Origin of the sequence: Prevotella sp. AM23-5 (assembly GCF_003473645.1) — a bacterium.
GTDB lineage: Bacteria > Bacteroidota > Bacteroidia > Bacteroidales > Bacteroidaceae > Prevotella > Prevotella copri_A.
Genome location: NZ_QUCG01000067.1, coordinates 1 through 19,279 on the forward strand (window position 1 = coordinate 1; position 19,279 = coordinate 19,279).

22 protein-coding genes are annotated in these 19,279 nt (G+C 39.0%); 18 read left to right on the forward strand and 4 right to left on the reverse strand.

From position 1 onward, the window contains the following. Window positions 1-523 (forward strand): leucine-rich repeat domain-containing protein (locus DW657_RS13730; protein WP_147381951.1); only part of this gene is annotated, 523 nt, incomplete at its 5' end. Between the two features lie 221 nt (window positions 524-744). On the opposite strand, the gene DW657_RS13735 is transcribed toward DW657_RS13730, so the two are convergent. From DW657_RS13735 to DW657_RS13750, 4 genes are all read right to left on the reverse strand, one after another. Further along, entirely contained in the window at window positions 745-1,194 is a 450-nt protein-coding gene (locus DW657_RS13735; RefSeq protein WP_147381952.1) for a hypothetical protein, read from the reverse strand. 41 nt (window positions 1,195-1,235) lie between these two features. Continuing rightward, on the reverse strand, window positions 1,236-2,105 hold the full coding sequence (locus tag DW657_RS13740) for a hypothetical protein (protein ID WP_118313047.1): 870 nt from the start codon (window positions 2,103-2,105) through the stop codon (window positions 1,236-1,238). Window positions 2,106-2,211: 106 nt separating this feature from the next. Next, entirely contained in the window at window positions 2,212-3,648 is a 1,437-nt protein-coding gene (locus DW657_RS13745; RefSeq protein ID WP_118313048.1) for a relaxase/mobilization nuclease domain-containing protein, read from the reverse strand. Further along, window positions 3,645-4,340 carry a hypothetical protein gene (locus tag DW657_RS13750; protein ID WP_118313049.1) on the reverse strand — a complete coding sequence of 232 codons (696 nt, stop codon included), beginning with the start codon at window positions 4,338-4,340 and terminating at the stop codon, window positions 3,645-3,647. Before DW657_RS13750 ends, DW657_RS13745 begins: the two co-directional genes overlap by 4 nt. 509 nt (window positions 4,341-4,849) lie before the next feature. Between DW657_RS13750 and DW657_RS13755 the strand changes: the two genes are divergently transcribed. The 17 genes from DW657_RS13755 to DW657_RS13825 all read left to right on the forward strand — a co-directional run. Continuing rightward, window positions 4,850-5,503: a recombinase family protein gene (locus DW657_RS13755; protein WP_118313050.1), complete on the forward strand. Its 654-nt coding sequence runs from the start codon at window positions 4,850-4,852 to the stop codon at window positions 5,501-5,503. A gap of 1,544 nt (window positions 5,504-7,047) precedes the next feature. Continuing rightward, window positions 7,048-8,481: a hypothetical protein gene (locus DW657_RS13760; RefSeq protein WP_147381953.1), complete on the forward strand. Its 1,434-nt coding sequence runs from the start codon at window positions 7,048-7,050 to the stop codon at window positions 8,479-8,481. A 241-nt stretch (window positions 8,482-8,722) separates the two neighbouring features. Further along, window positions 8,723-9,352, forward strand: coding sequence for a ParA family protein (locus DW657_RS13765; protein WP_118313052.1), 630 nt, complete (start codon window positions 8,723-8,725; stop codon window positions 9,350-9,352). A gap of 86 nt (window positions 9,353-9,438) precedes the next feature. After that, window positions 9,439-9,816 carry a hypothetical protein gene (locus DW657_RS13770; RefSeq protein WP_118313053.1) on the forward strand — a complete coding sequence of 126 codons (378 nt, stop codon included), beginning with the start codon at window positions 9,439-9,441 and terminating at the stop codon, window positions 9,814-9,816. Between the two features lie 53 nt (window positions 9,817-9,869). Continuing rightward, entirely contained in the window at window positions 9,870-10,280 is a 411-nt protein-coding gene (locus DW657_RS13775) for a DUF2493 domain-containing protein (protein ID WP_118313054.1), read from the forward strand. 260 nt (window positions 10,281-10,540) lie between these two features. After that, entirely contained in the window at window positions 10,541-10,894 is a 354-nt protein-coding gene (locus DW657_RS13780) for a hypothetical protein (RefSeq protein WP_118313055.1), read from the forward strand. A 91-nt stretch (window positions 10,895-10,985) separates the two neighbouring features. Then, window positions 10,986-11,144 (forward strand): type I restriction-modification system subunit M N-terminal domain-containing protein, encoded by a 159-nt coding sequence (locus DW657_RS13785; RefSeq protein WP_118081802.1) that lies wholly within the window; start codon window positions 10,986-10,988, stop codon window positions 11,142-11,144. Window positions 11,145-11,236: 92 nt separating this feature from the next. Continuing rightward, window positions 11,237-12,223: a hypothetical protein gene (locus DW657_RS13790; RefSeq protein ID WP_118313056.1), complete on the forward strand. Its 987-nt coding sequence runs from the start codon at window positions 11,237-11,239 to the stop codon at window positions 12,221-12,223. 469 nt (window positions 12,224-12,692) lie between these two features. Then, entirely contained in the window at window positions 12,693-13,286 is a 594-nt protein-coding gene (locus tag DW657_RS13795) for a recombinase family protein (RefSeq protein WP_118313057.1), read from the forward strand. A gap of 36 nt (window positions 13,287-13,322) precedes the next feature. Beyond that, window positions 13,323-14,390, forward strand: a complete 1,068-nt coding sequence (locus DW657_RS13800) for a Fic family protein (protein ID WP_118313058.1) — start codon at window positions 13,323-13,325, stop codon at window positions 14,388-14,390. A 425-nt stretch (window positions 14,391-14,815) separates the two neighbouring features. After that, the gene (locus DW657_RS13805; protein WP_118313059.1) at window positions 14,816-15,910 is read left to right on the forward strand and encodes a winged helix DNA-binding protein; all 1,095 of its coding nucleotides are present in this window, start codon (window positions 14,816-14,818) and stop codon (window positions 15,908-15,910) included. Window positions 15,911-16,110: 200 nt separating this feature from the next. Further along, a complete protein-coding gene (locus DW657_RS13810) occupies window positions 16,111-16,305 on the forward strand; it encodes a hypothetical protein (RefSeq protein ID WP_118313060.1) in 195 nt (64 codons plus the stop codon). A 794-nt stretch (window positions 16,306-17,099) separates the two neighbouring features. Further along, complete coding sequence (locus tag DW657_RS13815) at window positions 17,100-17,816, forward strand: hypothetical protein (RefSeq protein WP_118313061.1); 717 nt, start codon at window positions 17,100-17,102, stop codon at window positions 17,814-17,816. Window positions 17,817-18,004: 188 nt separating this feature from the next. Next, complete coding sequence (locus DW657_RS17900; RefSeq protein ID WP_158577383.1) at window positions 18,005-18,163, forward strand: hypothetical protein; 159 nt, start codon at window positions 18,005-18,007, stop codon at window positions 18,161-18,163. Between the two features lie 239 nt (window positions 18,164-18,402). Beyond that, window positions 18,403-18,534, forward strand: a complete 132-nt coding sequence (locus DW657_RS18620; RefSeq protein ID WP_255415918.1) for a hypothetical protein — start codon at window positions 18,403-18,405, stop codon at window positions 18,532-18,534. A 14-nt stretch (window positions 18,535-18,548) separates the two neighbouring features. After that, window positions 18,549-18,731, forward strand: a complete 183-nt coding sequence (locus DW657_RS13820) for an OST-HTH/LOTUS domain-containing protein (RefSeq protein ID WP_158577384.1) — start codon at window positions 18,549-18,551, stop codon at window positions 18,729-18,731. A gap of 146 nt (window positions 18,732-18,877) precedes the next feature. Further along, window positions 18,878-19,279, forward strand: a 402-nt coding sequence (locus DW657_RS13825; RefSeq protein WP_147381954.1) for a leucine-rich repeat domain-containing protein, incomplete at its 3' end; no start/stop codon positions are given.

The window sequence follows — 19,279 nt, forward strand, 5'->3', positions numbered from 1 at the left end:
TGTTACAAGCATTGGAAACAGTGCATTTAGGGGTTGCTATTCTTTGACTAATATTGTTATTCCTAATAGCATCACTAGCATTGGGGAGAGGGCATTTTGGGGTTGTAATTCTTTAACTAACATAGCCATCCCTGATGGCATAACTAGTATTGAGGAAAGAACATTTTTGGATTGCTCTTCTTTGCGTAGCGTTGTTATTCCAGAGAGTGTTACCAGCATTGGGGATGATGCATTTATGGGTTGCGAATCTTTGAATAGTCTTGTTATTCCTGATAGTGTAACTAGTATTGGACGCGGTGCTTTTTGGGGTTGTTCGTCTTTGAATAGCCTCGTTATCCCAGACAGCGTTACCCGCATCGGGGATAGCGCATTTAGGGGTTGCAAATCTTTGACAGACATAGTTATTCCAGATAGCGTAACCAGCATCGGGGATAGCGCATTTAGGCATTGCAATTTTCCAATCGATATTGAACAAGAATTAATCTCCCGTTTTGGAGAAGAAATATTTGAGGAAACTTTTTAGATTATTACGACGGAAAAGAGATACAGGCAAAAATAGATACCATCATAAATAGGAAGTCCTTCCCCTACGACAACCTCCTTTGCCTTCTCCTTTTCCATATATAATATAAGAGGTGGAGAACACCCTCCACCTCTACCCTCTTGTTTGGCGATTTTTCAAGAAGTTTGACGAACATAGAATAAGTTCTGTGAACGCCTGCGTTTACTTGGCTGCAAAGATACTCATTTCTGATGAAGATCCCAAGCCATTTCTTCATATTTCTCCAAAGTTTCCCTCATTTGCAATTCCAGTTTTTCCAACTCCGGAATAAAATTCTCTTCCAACAACGTCCACGTTCTGTTACGTACATACTGTAGAGTTCTGTGAAGTTGATTAACTTGCTTGGACAGTATTTTGTTTTTCTTCTTCAAATCTGTCATTTGCTTCTGAAGAACTTTCTCATCGAATGTTGGTTTCTTTTTCAGAGCCTTTTCCGCCTCCTCTTCCTTTTTAATTTCATTTTTCAAATCAACTTTCGCATCATGCAGTTGAACTCCCTGCTTTTCCAGGGCTGCAGAAAGTTCTTCCACTTCCTTACGAAGCTCCATGTTTTCTTCAACCTTGCGGTCGTAGTCCTTAACGATGAACATCATCTGATGCTCAAAAGGTATATCGTCATTCATTTTTTCCATAACTTTATCTATCCTCTTTATAATTTTGTCGCATGAACCTTTCAATCATCATTACCAGGAATACGTCTCCACAACCATCTTACGCCCTTCCAGGCGAACTTTAAAGCATACCACAGAAGATTTGCTACAATGGCAGAAGCGACTAATACTCCAATCCAAACAGGAGCCTTGCCTGGAGCAACCGATCTGGAGAATCCGACCACAGCAGCCGAAAGAAACAGCAAATAGCCCACAATCATGTAATAAAACTGAGCATCTGTTAAGAACTTGCCTTTTACCTTCTCTTCGATATTTTCAAGTTCTTGTTTTCTTCCCTTTATCTCCTGGTCATATTTTGCGAGGTCTGCGTTGAAGCTTTCTTTAAAAGCGTTCAACTTTTCATCTACACCGCTCATTGCGAATCTAACGCTATCACTGATAGCGACATGCGCTTTTTCTGAGCACTTTTTTATACCTTCACAAAAAGCAGCTTCGGCTGTAGCTTCCAGTCTCCATTTTGTTGTTTCGTAAGATCTTTCTGAGACACTTAACTCAACATTAGTTAGCTGTCCCTTGATGGCTTCTGTTATTGTCTTCAATTCATAACCAATCTTGCGGACAGAAGGTACAGTACTAAGAAGATCTTCTGTTATTCTTTGAGTGCTAACAGATTCACTTTTCAAGTTAGAATTAGCAAATTCAAGTCTTCTCTGAAGCTTTTCGACCTGTGAAATAATGCTTTCTATCTGAGAAAGCTTGTCGATGCTTTCTTGAAATCTCGTTTCTTCAAAACTGCGTTTTGGAGTCTCATTACTGCGCATTTGATATACAGGTTCTGCTGCAACCTTCGATTCTGTAACAGAATCAAAAGCATCTCCCCAATCGTCTGCTGATTCGAAGTTCTTGTCTTCTATATTTCCGTTTATATTCATAATTTACATTTCACAATTTACATATTTAACACTATATTTTATTTTTCAAGAGCATTCAGGTTCAGACACTTGTACCTCTGTCTTCAAAACATGAATGCTCTTACCTTTATCTTCCAAACCCTCTACCTCTTCTTCTAGTTAAATGACTAGTACACTTATTCATTGCGTTCTTTACCGCCATCTCTGCCATTTTCTCGAAGTCGCTTTTGGTCATACCATCCCAGCGAAGATCATTGTCGTTGGAACCTCCTCCACCACCTCCAGGAGCAGCTTGTGCATCGGCTGCAGTGCAGAACTCGAAGACTGCAACAGCAACAATTTGCGCCTTCGCAGGAAGGTTTTCGTCTCTATCCCAATATTCTAGCCTATCGAGCGGCTTCACCAGCTCATCGATGATAGCAAAAGCAGCATCAGGAATGCGCACATTCTGTGTACCTTCATCATCCCAGTTCTCCTTACATCGATAAGTAGAACATTTCCATTGAGGCACACGCACAGCCTTTGCAGCCTGAACGCTTGCCGTATGAGCACTTACTGTATGAATACTTGAAGTCTGAGTTTTCTGCTTTCCAGGAGTATTTAACTTGCAATTTTCTTGCGTGTTATTTTTGCTCTTAGAAATTCCTTCTGTAGGTTTAGAAAGACTATTGTCCTTCTCCCTCCTCTTCTCCTGCTCAAGAAGAAAATGCAGCTTCTTCCAGGTTCTCGGAAGCTTAGATACCATCAAATCGCGGCTGAAACCGATTTTTGAGGATTGATACATAACAACACTAGACTCTCCCCCACATTTCTTATATAACTGCTCACCGATTGAATAACCTCTGCAGATACCCTTTGAATCATACTTTGCCTCTATGATCCAACCTTTCAGCCTCATAAGTTTAAAGTATTCTTCTAGATCAAACACCCTCATGTTGCGAAGAATGTTGATAGCATCGTTATGAATAGCAGTCTTTCTTCTACCCTGCTTATCCTCTGCCTTAGTCCATCCTCTTTCAATAGAAAGCGTGTTCGCTGCCATCATGCCACGTTCACGGATTCTATTTGCATCTTGCAGTTCATCTTTCATTGTAATACGGTTCACGATAAGATGAATATGCCAGTTGTCTGTATCACGATGTATTGCGGCCACCCACTGCGAGTGCGCAAAATCTGTATGCTTGCCTACGACCTTCCCTTTTTTGTTTTTGAAGTTCGTTGAGTCCAGAACCCGGATGGCATCATCAAGCATCTTTTTCCAGTCTGCCGGACTCCAGCCCTGGTACTCTTCTTTTGCCGGGCAGATTTCGACACGAAAGAAACCATCTTTTATGCGATGCTTTGATTTCGCTTGATGAAGCTTCATCGATAGCCACACATCGTTAGCGTCAGGTTCTTCTGCTATGAGGTTTTCCGTGCTGATGCCACGTGCCGCTAAAATGAAAGGTTGCTCACCGGGCTTAAGAGGTTTTTCTCCACCACGCTCTTTTTTCTCTTTATTCATAGCATAGTTGATGGCGTTTCCGGCATGAGCACTACCTATTGTTGTTATCTTTATAATCATGTTTTTTGCAGTTTAACGAACTTATGCAGGAAGGTAACGACTTGTTTAATTTCGCGTCTGTAGTCTTGTAAAGACTCTCCTGTTGCCAGGTATTCAAGTCGATCCCTTTTCGACATTTCTTGAAAGATACCATTCTTTAAGAATGCTGCATAATGACTTAGATGAGAACTTAATTGTCTAATATTAGTCATAAGCTCTATTTCACTATCAGTAAAAGCAGCCACCACTTTTCCTTCTTCACAGACCTTTCTGCAATATTCAGTAACAGACATATTGCACTTCTTAGCAGAAGCAGATAGCTGCTCATAAGTACTTGTCCTTACTCGCATATCGATGCGCTTAGAGGCGGTTTCCTTCCTTCTCACTATCAAGCCACCTGAAGCTTTTGTCAACAAGTCAAGTCTGTACTTACCTCTCTTGTTCAACTGAAACTTCTTATAGTCCTCTTCGGAGATTTCATAGCTTTGTCTCAGCATACAAGTAGCTCCGCTCTCTGCTATATTAGCATGTAGATAGAACTTGTCTGGACCACCGGAAACCGTCATGTCAAAGACTTGAATTGCCTCGAAAGAATACTTCTTTGAGACGCTTCTATCCCTGTTGATGCGCTTGTAATAGAAGCCCTTGTCTGGCTCCAAGGCATTAAGCAACGCCTTTCCATTGCACTTATATCTTGTTTCTTTTTCTTCCATAATTCTTTGTCTTTTGTATGATCAAATGCGAGCTTGCGAGCATCAAGTATTTTCACCTAGCCATTTCTGCGAAGCAAGAAAAATGGCGGGTGAAAGTTATACTTGCAATATAAGTACATTACACCGCTCTAGTAAAACTCACTACAAAGATAGTAAAATACTCTGTATCAGCAAAGAAAGCTCTCTAAATAAAGCGAACATTTAAGCATCATTAAAGATAGCGAGCTTCGTTTTAAGACTTGTTGTTACTTCTTCGTTAGAACTCGTCTGAAAGACCAGAAGAGATAGATAGAAAGAAACAGGAATAGAGAAGGGGGAAACAGGAAGAGCTTGAAAAACTTGAAATGCCAAAATAACACTTCAAGTTGAAGCGGAAACAGAAGACCTCGTCTTTTTGAGAAAAATAACACAAGAAAATTGGCAATACAAAAAAATCTTTGTACCTTTGTATTTTCTTGGTATAAAACAATACAAAGAAATCCTTTGGATTAATTTATAATAAAACGATTATGGTAGCAGTAATATACGCAAGAGTGTCAACATCAACTGGTAAGCAGGACACAGACCGACAAGTTAAAGAACTGACCGAATTTGCAAAGGAATATAACATAGAAATTGCAAATGTCTTTCAGGACTATCAGAGTGGAGCAAAACCGAACTCTGAAAGACGTTACTTACAGGAATGTTTGAGCTACTGCACGGTTGTAAATAAAAACGTAAATTGTGTTTTAATGTCGGAAGTGTCAAGATTGGGACGTGATGTCTGGGAAATGACCGAGCTGGCAAAGTTCTTTCATGACCACCACTTGAACGTTTACTTCTTGCGAGAAAACCTAAGTATGTTTAACAAAGATGGCAGCGAGAATACTCTTTTCACGATGCTCTTTGCTATGTTCAGCAAGTTTGCTGAGAACGAAAGAACAGCCATCAAGGAACGCCTCAAATCCGGTTATAATAACTACCGAGCAAAGGGAGGCAAGGTTGGCAGGAAGAAAGGAAGCACCAAAACAACAGAGCAGCTGGAGCAAGAATACAAGCAAGTAATCAAAGAACTCAAAGCAGGTTTGAGCATCGTCAAAGTCGCAAAGCTTTGTGACGTGGCACCAGGAACAGTTGCAAAAGTGAAGAAGATCTTCAAGATAAACCTTCAGCAGAAAGACTAGTAACGCTAGTTCCCGGTCTCTTCTCTATCGTCAATAGGTACAACCAAACCTATATGTCCGTTTTGACTATAATAGTAGAGTACTATCTCTCAAAAAGCATAAAAGTAAAAAGATTTGACACGCGCAAAAACGGTCTGCTTCTTGCACGTTATCAGAAAGTCAGCGCACACTCATCAACGAACAAGCAAGCTATAGCCACCCAGAAGCAAGAATGAGGATCAGGGGGGGGGCTTGTCCCCCCGCCCCTACAAGTCAAAAATCATCGATTTCTCTGAAAAAACATCAAAAATCACCATCACCCCCATGTTGTTGTTGATTGTTTCTTTGTTTATTGTATATATTATTATAGCAGTGTGCTAAATAAAAGGTAATTTTAGGGCAAAAAGGGGTCTAATAGAGTTCCATATTTCTTTCTTCATAATGGAAACACTTTGTATATAAGATACTTATTAGCTTTTTATTAATCTAATCTTCTTCTAACTTTCTTCTACTTAACTTCTATTTTTTATCTGATATTCTTCAAGGAAATGTGCAGTTCACTGCGCTAAGGATAGTTCACGACAGTTTTTAAACCTGACGGGATGAAAAACAGAATAAAGTAGAAATATTATACGCCAAAAACGTATGGAATATTTATATGTAAATTCTTCCTACTTTTTCGCCACTTTTACACCTAGCAGAGTATATAAATATCTTATTCTTAAAAACATATATGAATAGTTGAAAATCTACTTTTTATCTGCTTTTCCATCTGTTTTTTATAGCTATATTATCGTATAGCTATATTATCGTATAGCTATATTACTATATTTACGTATTGTGAGTAATATTTATAGCAATATTCACGGAAATATGATAAGCAAATGTTAAAAAACAGCAGTTTTTTCGCTTTTAACTTGTTTGATTCAGAAAAAAAGCGTATCTTTGCAGCGCAAATCCGAAAGGTTTAAGCACTGTCCTCTGACGCACTGATATTACAGTGCTTAAGAGAATTTTATTTATTTTAAGCACTGTAATGGGTTATCTGTGAAGATAGCTCATTATTTTTTTCCCCCCTTCCTCACTCATAGGTTTTGCAAATGTTAATTTCAAAGGTATATCGAATTTATGCTTTTGCCTTTCAAATGTTTTTGTACCTTTGCAAAATTATAAATACAGGAGAATGCAAAGATCTGTATGAAAACGAAAAGGAATCTGAATTTTAACAAAATCAGACACAATAATCAGCCAAAAGCTCTTTAAAGTGTTAAATTTGAAAATTTATTCTTTTTTTTGTTGGTATTTGAAAAAAAATAGTTACCTTTGCCTCCGCTTAAAATAAATATAATATAAAATAGATATGACAGAGTTTAAACTGGTGAATGTGCGAAGTATAGTACCACATCACCGCAAAGAAGCAAGTAAGGTGATAGACAATATCATAAGCAGTACAGCTATGTTGTATTGCTCTACTATCATTTTGGCTGTACTGGGAGGGTTTGCTTATGTTCATTAATATAATCGAAGGTGCAGACGAGTGTCGTTGCTTTAGTAATACTGCAGCAATGAATACATATCTCATGCTCTATGCAAAAAGCATAAAGAATGAGACGTATCGAGGTGTGTTGTTGTCTGCTGGTCAGACTGTTGCATCTAAACAGTATATTGCAAAAGTATTCAAGTGTTCAATAGACAAAGCTAAAGGATACCTGAAAACGCTCCTGAGAAATGGTTTGATTCAGCTTGAATACAATGATAAGATCAAGCAGAACATCGTCACTATCCCAGCTGTAAATCCGTCTCCTGGAACAAATTATGTCCAGATGCAAATCCCGGAAGGAGTTAAAATAGAACGTATATATAAGAATAGATGTAAGTTTCTAACTAATATATATATGTATCTAACGCTTCATGCGTCTCATAAAGATGAAATCTCCCTGTTGGCAAACACGAATGCACATCGTGGCGAACTTATCGGTACGCTAGGAGAAATAGCGGCATTTTGTGGTTGTTGCATAGAGACTGTGCGCAATGTTTTGAACAAGTTGAAGGAATTGAAATTGGTTGTCTTTGATGCTTTCCAGAGCGTTGCTACAAGAGTGAAGTTGCTGTTCTATCCTGCTTTGAAAGAAGCAGCGAAGAAAGTTACAAAAGCTATTGAAACATTCGTAAGAAAAGACACAAAGAATGATAATGTCACAAATTCAAAAAACGTGGCAGCACCTTCTGTGTCTAATAATAACAGTATTTCTACGAATGAAGATATAGTAGAAACACCTGTAACAGAAGATGTTAAGTATCTCTTGTTCACAAAGAAAAACAACAAAAATATATCAAGATTGAACAATATTATCACTGAAGTTGATCTTGCAGTCAAAGAAATGAAGTTTCCGCTAGAACAGTTGAGAACTGCGCTAGAGACTCTTTATGAAAAGAACAAGAAAAACAACAAAAATGGTGAGATCAATGCTTCTATGATTATTACATTTCTTCGTGAATATAAAAATGAAATGTTGCAAGCTGATTATGCTGCAAGAGAAAAAGCCGAAAAGGAGCATAAGTTCTTGGAAGAAAAAGCTACAAAGGAGAAGGACTTGAAGACGCTTGATGATAGCTGGCAGCTTGTTAAAGATGCAGCCGTTGAAGTCAAGAAGCAAGGGCAGCTCACCTCTTTTTCGGAAGCAGAAATATCAACTATGTATTATCTCTTAAATAACATAGGTGTTGCTCGACATACTTTATTAGAGCGAGGTCAGATTCTTGCTTTTGCTAAGGATGATCTCATAGAACAGGATCGTAAATCACGTAAGCAGGGATGGAGCGAAGATACTATTGCGCAAGCAATTCTTCTCGAACGTCTGCTTGCTAAAAGCGAGATAACGGAAGCTGAAATAGAAGACTCTCATTTGAAAGATAAAAAGCTCAAAACAGAAAGTCTAAATAGGTTTATTGCCGACTATAAGGCAAGTAGCTGGGCAAATTCTGTAGCACAAAAGTAAATCTATCTCTTGGTAATATGATACGTTAAATCAAGAATAAGAATAATATTCATAGGCTGATAATCAATAAGTTATATGCTATTGAAATATAGCATACTAAATATACTTGCGGAATATTTGTTAACTTTACTAAGTTAGCAAAGTTACCTAAAAGTATAAACTTAGTTAAATTTACAAAGCTTTCTTTGCGGTATGCAAGATTCTTTGTATATTTGCAGCATAATAACAAAACAAGTAATATATGGCAAAGATCATTGTATTTTCAAATCTGAAGGGTGGTGTAGGCAAGAGTACTTTGTGTTGTCACTTTGCCCACTTCCTCGTAGCAAAGAACCAGAAAGTTGCTGTGCTAGATGCAGACCTTTCCCACAACATCTATAACTTGCGCCAACGAGAACTGGCCAAAGTTAAAGATGCAGTTAAGCCTTGGGAGGTTTGGACTCTAGATGCAGCTGCGAGTACTGATGCCGTCATAGAACGAGCAAAAACGCTTCCAGGCTATGTCTTGATAGACTGTCCGGGAACACTGAACGACCCTGCCCTACTGAAGGTTTTTCAGGCTGCTGATGCAGCTGTTATTCCTTTTAGGTACGACGATTTTATGATCGATTCTACATTCACCTTCACAAAAGTATTGATGAAGGAAGCACCACAGGCGAAGAAAATCTATGTGCCAAACATCATCAAGATGGGTGTTAGGTATGCACTCCAGGACTCTGCAACGGAAATGTTCAGCAAAGCTGGCGTAGTTACATTCCGTGTAAAGGATGGCGTTGCGATTCAGCGATTATCTACGCTTTATGCACAAGATCAATACCAGGAAGCAGCAACGACAGGTGCGTTTAATACTATATATGAGGTAGTTAGATAAATGTATTACAAATGTTGCTAACTTAGCAAACTTAGTAAAGTTAACAAGGTTAATAAAGTTAGCACACTTAATAAATTTAATAAGATATGAACAAGAAGAAAACAACAACACAAGATATGAGCGAGTTTGGAAGTATCGAAGGATTTGGTGACCTCATGGGAACTACACCAGATTCTTCTAATCGTGGCATCGGGGAGTTGCATGGTGAGAAGAAAACCGAAAAGGCACCTTCGAAGAGAGCTGTAAAAGGTGCAGCTGCAGGTTGCAAGGTTGGATATACACGACATACCTATATGCTGCCTAAAACGATGATAGAGCAAATTAAAGCTGTATCGCAGTTTTTTGGAATAACAGAGTCTTCTTCTGCTGAGCAGTTGATACAAAAGGGGCTTGAAGCAATCGAGGCCGTGCATGGTAAAAAAGCCGTAACACTCCAAAAATCAAAGAGTTTGTTTGAAAAATAGCAAATATTACTAACTTAGGTAACTTTGTAAGGTTAACAAACTTAGTAAATAATATGAGTCAAGCAGAAGTAGATGCAGCTAACAGGCTGATAATAGATTCAGTCTCAAAGTACAAAGTCATCGTTGCAGGATGCCGAGATTTCGCAGATTACGAACTGCTGAAGGAGAAGTGTGACTTCTATCTCCAGAATAAGAAGCCGGAAAATATCGTGATCGTCTCCGGTCATGCCTCTGGTGCCGATGCCTTGGGCGAGAGATATGCCGAAGAGCGAGGCTTGCAGCTGGAGACATACCCGGCAGACTGGAAAGCCCATGGAAGAGCAGCAGGACCGATTAGCAACGCTCAGATGGCAGATGTTGCCGATGCTCTCATTGCCTTCTGGGATGGCAAAAGCCGAGGAACAAAGAACATGATAGATACGGCTACAAAGCGAGGCTTAAAAGTGGCTGTAGTTAGATATTAACAATATAGCAAATGAAACTAAGATTAGCAAGAAAGATATTATCTAGAAACAACTCCAATAAAGCAAATTATTGGAATGGCTACACACATAGCTCTATGGAAAGTTTTATCTTCTTTTCAAAAAATGAACGTGTTCGGAAAGCCTTAAGAACAGCTTGTAAGTTTTCAACTCCACCAGCCCCACTTTCAAGGCCATCACAACAACTAAACGAGGTTTGAAAGAGGCTGTGGTTAGATATTAACATTTAAAGTAAAACGACAATGAAACAGAGTAAAAACAAGATAGATTGCGCTCCATCCAAGGATGAGGAAGGAGTAGCAAAGTGCTTAATACAGATGTGCAAGGACTCCAATGCTGGTATTACTTCCTTTAGTATGAGCTGCGAAGATGGCTACGAAGTAACGATTTCTGCTCGCAAGAAGGGAAAGAGGATATATAACGAGTTCTCTCTAGAAGAGTTCGAGGCAATCAAGGCTATGGCAGAAGAGAAACTTGCCCAGACCGAGGACAAACAAAAGCTCCAGGACATCATCGATGTTTGCGAAAGCAATATTGAAGATATCAAGGAAAAGGAGCAGGAGCAAGAGAACCTTAAAGAAGAGGAGGAAGAATAACAGAATTAGTAACCTTAGTTATATTAGTTAAGTTAAATAAATTAGTAAAATTAGTAAACTTAACTAAGTTTGTAATATTAGTAAATGAAATATGAGTACACAGGAATTACAACAGCGTACCGCTGTCAATATACAGGAAAAGGCTAACCTTATCTGGGCGATTGCCGACAAGCTTGTTGGCACATACAAGCCACATGAATACGGTCAGGTTATCCTGCCTCTTTGCGTTATCCATCAAGGGATTTGGTAATGCAATGCACCATTCTAACGGCAACAGACATCCTTATCTGTGAATATTCGATTCATAAGTAAATAGATTATATAACAAAAACGAAAATAAGTATGGCATTAGACTTCGTTTTCTCATGGGCTCAGGATAGGACAGGCAGGATGGTATATATAGACGATGTACCTTATGGCTTGGCCTGTAACTGCATTTGCCCTAACTGCAAGGAGCAACTGCTTGCAAGGCATGGAATGGAAAGGGCACACCATTTCGCTCACCATAGTGAGACCCGAAAGGCGACCTTGGAGATTTGCTATATGGTCATCATGTACAAGTTGGCCGAACAAATCGTTTCGGAGAGAAAACGCATTCATGTTCCTTCGTATTATGGGATATTCAAGGAGACAGACCTTGAATTTGTTGACGTGAAGATAGATGACAGGTATGAGCGCAAAGACAAGCAGCCAGACATCATCGCAACGACCAAGGAGGGCAAGCAATATCTCATAGAGCTCATTTTCAAGTACAAGGTGCAGCATAACAAGGCCATTGACTACAATAACCTGTCTTGCTTAGAAATAGACCTGTCCGACCAAAAACTGGAAACTCTCTCCGATTTCTTGCTAAACTCCAAAGAAAACAGAAAATGGGTGAACAACGAGAACTATTTTGGAGAGATTGAGGAAAGATATACCAGGGCAGGCAAGAACATTCGAGTAGTGGACTACAATGAGTGCAAAAAGTGTCCTGTCTTCAAAAACTGTTGTGGTGTTAGGGCGAAAAATTCTAAGACACCTATACTCATCGAGAACAGTGGAAGACAATTCCGTATATGCAAGCCGGATGTCTTAGTACAAAGGAAAGAAGAACACCAGCGACTTCTCGAAGCAGCAGAGCGCAGGCTGGAGCGTGAGAGATATGACGAACTGGAGGCGTTCCGTGACCCTTCTGAACGCACTTGTTTTGATTGCAAGTCAAACCTTACGTGGATGAACAAAAAGGGGGTTGCAAACTGTGGTCCATACCAAAGCATGGGGGTACCAAAGAACACTCCACCGCATTTGGCAAGAACCTGCAGAGGTTTCAAGAGAAAAATACAATAGGCATCCGACCTATGCAACTTGTAAAATCGAATTCATATCAAAATTCGATAATGATAGAGAGGCTGAAGAGTTTGCCGTTCTTAAATGTTTGGAAGAAAACAGAAAAGTATGCCTTTGTATAGTTTGCAGCAATTTTGATGAATATAATGGAGAGTGTCAGAAAAATTGTAAAATTGGAGATATACCATGTAAGGACTTCGTTATGTATAAGTTTATTAGAACAAGCATATCCGGTAAATACAAGGATGCAAAAGTCAAAGTAACATCGCTTACATCAGCAAAAGACGAAGGTACTTTGGAACTCATATAATGCACCCTAATAACATGCAATGTTTTTGCACGTCATTTAGGTTCGATTAAATTAAAATATAATCGAACTACAAAATAATATCGAAATAACTGCTAAAAAGCTTGGTAGTTATTTCGATTTTTTGTATCTTTGCAATCGAAATTAAATAGAAATATAGATATGGCAAAAATCGGATATGCAAGGGTCTCCACAAAAGACCAGAATTTGGACTTACAATTGGCAGAATTAGAAAAAGCTGGTTGCGAGAAGGTGTATTCCGAGCACAAAAGCGGCATAAAAGCTCGTTTAGAGCTAGCAGAAGCGATTAAATACCTTCGAAAGGGAGATATACTAGTCGTGTATAAATTCGACCGTCTAGGACGTTCTTTAAGAGATTTACTAAACATCATTTCAGAGTTGCACGAAAAAGGAGTATCGATACAATCTCTTAAAGACAATATCGATACGTCATCCACATCTGGCAAATTAATGATGCATATCTTCGCAAGTCTTGCAGAATTTGAACGTGACCTTATCGTTGAGCGCACCCAAGCCGGACGCAAAGCAGCCATGGCAAAGGGCAAGAAAATGGGAAGGCCAAAGCTAAAGCGACATACAAAAGCCAAGGCTACAGTATCCCTTTACAAGAACGGCATGACCATAGATGAAATCCAAAAACAGCTAGGTATAAAATCGAAATCTTCTATTTACAGATTTTTGCGCATTGAAGGCATAGAACCAACAAGAAAGCCACATATCTGCAAGAAGAAGTGAGAGACCAAAACATGGTTAAACTATAAAATTGAACAAATGAACAAAATAGATATATTATATCAAAAATGGCAATCATTGCAACCTCTACCAGAAAGGAAGCAATATCTTTTGAGTCAACGCTTTACGGTTGATTATAACTACAATAGCAATCATATCGAAGGAAATACTTTAACGTATGGCCAAACTGAGTTATTATTATTGTTTGGGAAAGTTAGCGGAGAGGGAGACTTAAAAGATTTTAATGACATGAAAGCAAGTCAAGTTAGCTTGAAAATGATAGAAGAAGAGGCCAAAAACTTGAATATGCCACTTACAGAAACCTTTATACGTCAACTTCACAAAACATTACTTCGTGAGGACTATGAAGTACATAACCAACTACCAGGTGGAATACAAACAAGCTATACTGTTCATGCAGGACGATACAAGACCCGACCAAACAGTGTAAGGACTCGCTACGGAGATTATTTTGAGTACGCATCACCAGAAGAAACTCCTGCTCTAATGTCTGATCTCGTGACTTGGTTTAACAAGGAAGAAGCTTCAGGAGTTCTAACTCCCGTTGAACTAGCGTCGCTATTCCATTACCGCTATATACGAATTCATCCATTTGAGGATGGCAATGGTCGAGTTGCCAGACTAATGGTAAACTACATCCTTGCACGCCATAATTGGCCAATGGTTGTTGTCAGAAACAAAAACAAGAACAAATATATAGATGCCTTACATGAAACAGACGTTGTAGTAGGTCCTACACCTTCTGCAGGAGCACATGCCAAAATCTCACAAATTAAACGTTTTGCTAAATATTTTAATGGACTTGTTGAAAAGGAATTGAAATACTACATAGATTTCGCAACAGAAACATCTGAAAAAGTATGGTGGTATGACGGAAGTAAAATTGTGTTCAGAAGTGAATCCAGTAATAAATTACTTCATGCCATGCAAGAAAATCCATACATAACAACAGAAGAGTTAAGTAAAGAAGCAGATATTGTTGTTACAGCAGTGAAAAAGCAATTGCGAGCCATGATAGAAAAAGGTTACATCCAAAGAAGAGACAACGATAACAGCTGGCACGTCTTCGCAACTTCTTCGATATGATCATCTTGCAGACACAATATATACAACTCGGTAAATTGTTTCTATTATACAAGTATTTTTTATTAACATTTTTACGAAATCACCTACTTATATCATATTTTCAACCAACCGGGTTTTACTCAGAAAAATACGTATGAAGGTATACTAAGGGCACCTTTATACGTATTTTTTAAGTAAAACACTCTTTTAAACCAAGCTACTGGAAACACGAATATCAGATTATTATATTTTACATATTAAAAGCAAAACTTTTGCTATTTCATTTATAATTTCAAAATGCCAGACAATAACTTGCAAGATGTTTGCAAGTTAAATACATCTAACGCCCGAAAAATAATATGCAGATATTTTGCAAATTAAATGTTTTTTAGTATCTTTGCGACAAAATTATAAATCAAATATAAAACATAAAGAAAGGAGTTTGTATGAAAGCTCATGCAGAATTAAAGAACTTATTAAAAGGCAAGAAGATACAAGCATTTGTTAAAGACATGTGCTTGCATGCCTATCCCTGGACAGAACGCATTCCTGTAGAATATTTGGAATATAAGATATTCGAAGAGTTCCGTTTACGTGAATCAACAGGCGAAAAGACACGCATTGGACTCGACAAAAAGCTACAGGTAATTCCTGATGTTATACTATTCATTAAACCAGGTTATCGAGCTCTTAATCAAGGGCATTGTTTTACCATTGCTCTAGAAATAAAAGAGTTTAAAGAAGACCTGATGCGTGACGAGAAACTATGGAAGTATGTTGGCTGGACAGATTTCTTCTTCATTGCCGTACCTGATGATCTCACTCAATATGCGTTTGAAAAAATAGTCGAGGTGAACAACGAACACCCAGAGACACTATCGAAAATAGGTGTATTAGGTCTCGAAACGGGCGAATTATACTCTCATCCGCAACGCTCAGAAGTTAGCATTGAAAAGCAGAACCTGGTATTACAGAATGCAGTCTATAACTACGCCTTCAAAGATGCAAAGACTATTTTCTTCACTCCCGAAGAACTACCAGCAACGGTAGCTTTAACAGGAAAGAATATGGTTGAGGAAGATGCTAAAAACTCTGCGCAAAATAACCTGCAAGAAAACTGCACGTTAAGAAAAGGTGGCTATAAACAACTTCCTAACGAAGAAAAGGCTGCACGAAAAGCTGCCTTCCTGGCACGTCAGGAGTTTCGTGAGAAACGAGCTGTAGAACTAGCAGAAAAATCTACTGTACTCAATGAGGATATACGCCAACGCCTCATGGCACAACCGCCAAAAGCACAGGAAGTGTTCTGGAAAATACGTGAATCCAAGAACGGCAAGCAACTTCAAGATATAGTATCAGAACTTGACTATTCTCAAAGAACAGCCGCTTACGGACTTGCCAGTCTCACTTCTGCCGGATTGATCAAACGTGCAGGAAGTCGCAAGACTGGAGCCTACACGGTAACGGATATAGCGGCATGCGACACAACATGTGCGACATGCTCTATAGCCCTTCAGTGCAAGGACTACAAGCCTGCATGATTTCCTTAAAAAGTTTGGCTATCTCACGTATTCTTTGTACCTTTGTCGGCAATAACAATATTAAAATGAAGCAATTATGGAGTTACTTACATTTATCTTTTCCATCGCCCTGGCAATCGGGCTGGGCATGGCAATTTGGTTCAATACGAAGTCTGGCCAAAAGTGGATAGACAACCTTTAACGTACTAGATAAAGAGACTATGGCATTAGAAATAAGAAGAACACCTGTATTGACAGGTGAAGACGCAGAACGTTTTGTTCGTGAGGCGGAAGAGAATGAGAGAAATCCGCAAAGGAGAAGATTAGCCTTTTCTTTTGAGGATATTGACAGAATGATGGAACGTTCACGAAAATATCTAAAAGAGCATGGAGGAAAAGGACCTTTCGCAAAGTAAGTTTCTCTTTGAAAGGAACGTAAAGAATAACCGCTGTTGTTATGTGCTATTAAGTTAGTTTTTGTCTCTTCACTGAGGCTGGACGTTCTCAGCGGAAGCCTATCGTTGTTGTGTGCGATTAAGTTCGTGTTTGCCTCATTACTGAGACAGGACGTGACAGATAGGCTTGCCCTCGGTACCTTGGTATCGAGGGTTTTATATTGTTTTTAATCTTTTTCGAAAAGAAAAACCTACCATATAGCAGCTATATGGTAGGTTGGAGATAAGGGAAAGGGATCCAAATACTCATTTTTCGTGTAAAAAGAATATCATCGCGCGCGTAAAGAGGAAAAGAATATTATTTATCATAGAGATATACGCAAAAAACGAAAGTTTGTCAAAAGAATCAAAAAAACGAGCTTTTCTGAAAAGAAAATAAGCCATGAAAAGTTTGGCTAATACAGCATTTTTTCGTATCTTTGCAAACGTGATGCGAAAGCATCAATACGTACAACAGCGTTAAGGCGTAACTGTAAAGTCGACACTCATGAACTTCGCAAACTCATCCGCTCGATAATCTTACAGGGATGCCCCATAGGGTGGATTGTACCTCTTTCACGACCGAGAAACCTTGGCCGTGAAAGATTTCGTATATATACACACAACTGGGGGTGGACCAACTGAAGATTCTGGCGGAATGGCAATGCGAAGGCCTATGAGTGCAGATGATTCGGTTTGGTTCCACCCCTTTCCGCTAACCTTACAATTAATAGTAAATGAAACGTTGTCAGGAGCCAGGCACAGGATTTAAAAATATGAAGAAACTTTTCTTTTCTATCGCTGCATTGGCACTAGCAGCTTCTTCAAATGCACAACAGGTAACGGCTCCAGAGCCAGAGTTCATTGGTAGTTATTGTATGCTCACTAGCGATTCTACATACGTCGTTCTTCCAAAGGAAAACGGCAAGGTAGAAAAACACCAGAACAAGTTCTCTAAGTTCTCCAAGATTGCAGGTGCTGTAAGTGACCTCGGTTTTGCAGGTGGCATGGTAGGTCTAAGTACAGGTAGCATGGCTGGACTGGAGACTGGTGTAAGAGTGATGGGTACGGCTGCCGGTGTGGGGCTTGCTGCAGATGCAGTGAACACTTTGGCTGGAGTGGAAGGAATGGATATTGCTTTTGCTGGAGGCAAGTCTGCTCATTCTATCAAAAAGGACGGAAAGGATATCCGACTGCTCATCAAGGTTGAGAAGAATGATTATGACCCGATGGGCATCTACCGCATCGTGCGTTTCAAGGCTTCTAAGAAGGACAGAAGAATACAGTGGCTGACACTTCAGCCTGCGGTGCTCGGAAGCTCTGATGCACAGAAAAAGGGATATCTCTCCTTCTCTGGACACAAGTATGGCAACCAGAGTTATCTGCTCACCATTCCGGCTTCAGAGCTTGAACCAGGAGAGTATGGAATCATCTATATGGCAGTAGCTTCTGCACAGGAGATTCCTTTTGGAACATTTAGTGTAACAAAGTAAAATCATAGGATTATGGAAATATTGTTTTTATTGCTGTTGTTCGGCTTTCTAGGAAAGGGAACAACGAAGGCAGTACTTGGTGGTGGTAAGAGAAGAAAGCCAAGAACCAACTGGGACCATCTTAGCTATGGCCAGAAGGCTTGGCTGCATGATCATTCGAAATAGCCAGGTTTTAAGTAAGAACGGAAATGAGTGAAATTTGCTTCATTTTAGCCGGATTCACCGCACTTGTTGGGGCTTGCCTGGTGCTTGACCGGGCAAAGAACCTTCTGGATGTGAAGATTCCGATTTTCTTAACGATGGCAGTTTGTACAATCCTCCTCGTAGCTGGTACCATCCTGGCATGATGTAGACGAATATCATGATTTCGTGATATTTTATTCAGTAAACCGTGATAATATAGATACCTTACTGGCTTGGTGTAGACAAATATTATGATTCCGTGATATTTCATTCATTAAAACATGATAATATAGATAGTGTAACACATTCAAAAGCGCATAGATATAAATGCAGATTGAATGTGTTACATAATCATTTATTATTTGTATCTTTGCCAAAAGAATTTTTAAAGAAAGGATATAATATGGCATTAAAAATAAAAAGTCGTGAAGAAGCAATAGCTGTACTTCGTGATATGGTTCAGAGAAAAAAGGAAATGGAGAAACAAGTTCAAGAAGAATTTGCCAAAGTACGTAAAGAAGCAAAAAATTCATAGCCTTACTAAAAGAAGTGGTAGATGAAGCTGCAGATAATGAAGGTTGGGCACAGCTTAGCGGTCTTTCCAGCAGGATTCTCATCAAACAGCCAAACTTTGATGTAAAAGACTATGGCTACAGCAAGTTTATCAAGCTTATTGAGGCGTGTGAGAGTTCGTTCCTCATCGATAAATCAAGAAGAAAACGAAGACGATAAAGAGAATGTGCTTAAAGAACAAATAAGCTGGTGATATTTATTAAAAAAATCTTCAAAAGAAGTGGATTTTTCATATTTTATTCGTACTTTTGCCATGTCGTATATTCATACGACAGAATGAAATGAATTAATAAAAAGTATAAGCTATGCAGTATTCAACAATATCAGAATATGTAAAGGCAAATCAAGATGTTAGTGATAATCTTGATATGTCCACAAAAGTTACGGAGGAAGAGTTGAACGAGGCCATTCCAGATGAATTTGGCGTAAAATACAGCAAAGATGGAAGAAAATTATTGAAAGTTCCTTACGAACTTAATGGTACTTATTCTATTAAAGAGGGTGTAAGGATAATATGTGAAGAGGCGTTTTTGGATCGCTGGTCTTTGCGTAGTCTTGTTATCCCCGATAGTGTTACAAGCATTGGAAACAGTGCATTTATGTGTTGCTCTTCTTTGCGTAGCGTTGTTATTCCAGAGAGTGTTACCAGCATTGGGGATGATGCATTTATGGGTTGCGAATCTTTGAATAGTCTTGTTATTCCTGAT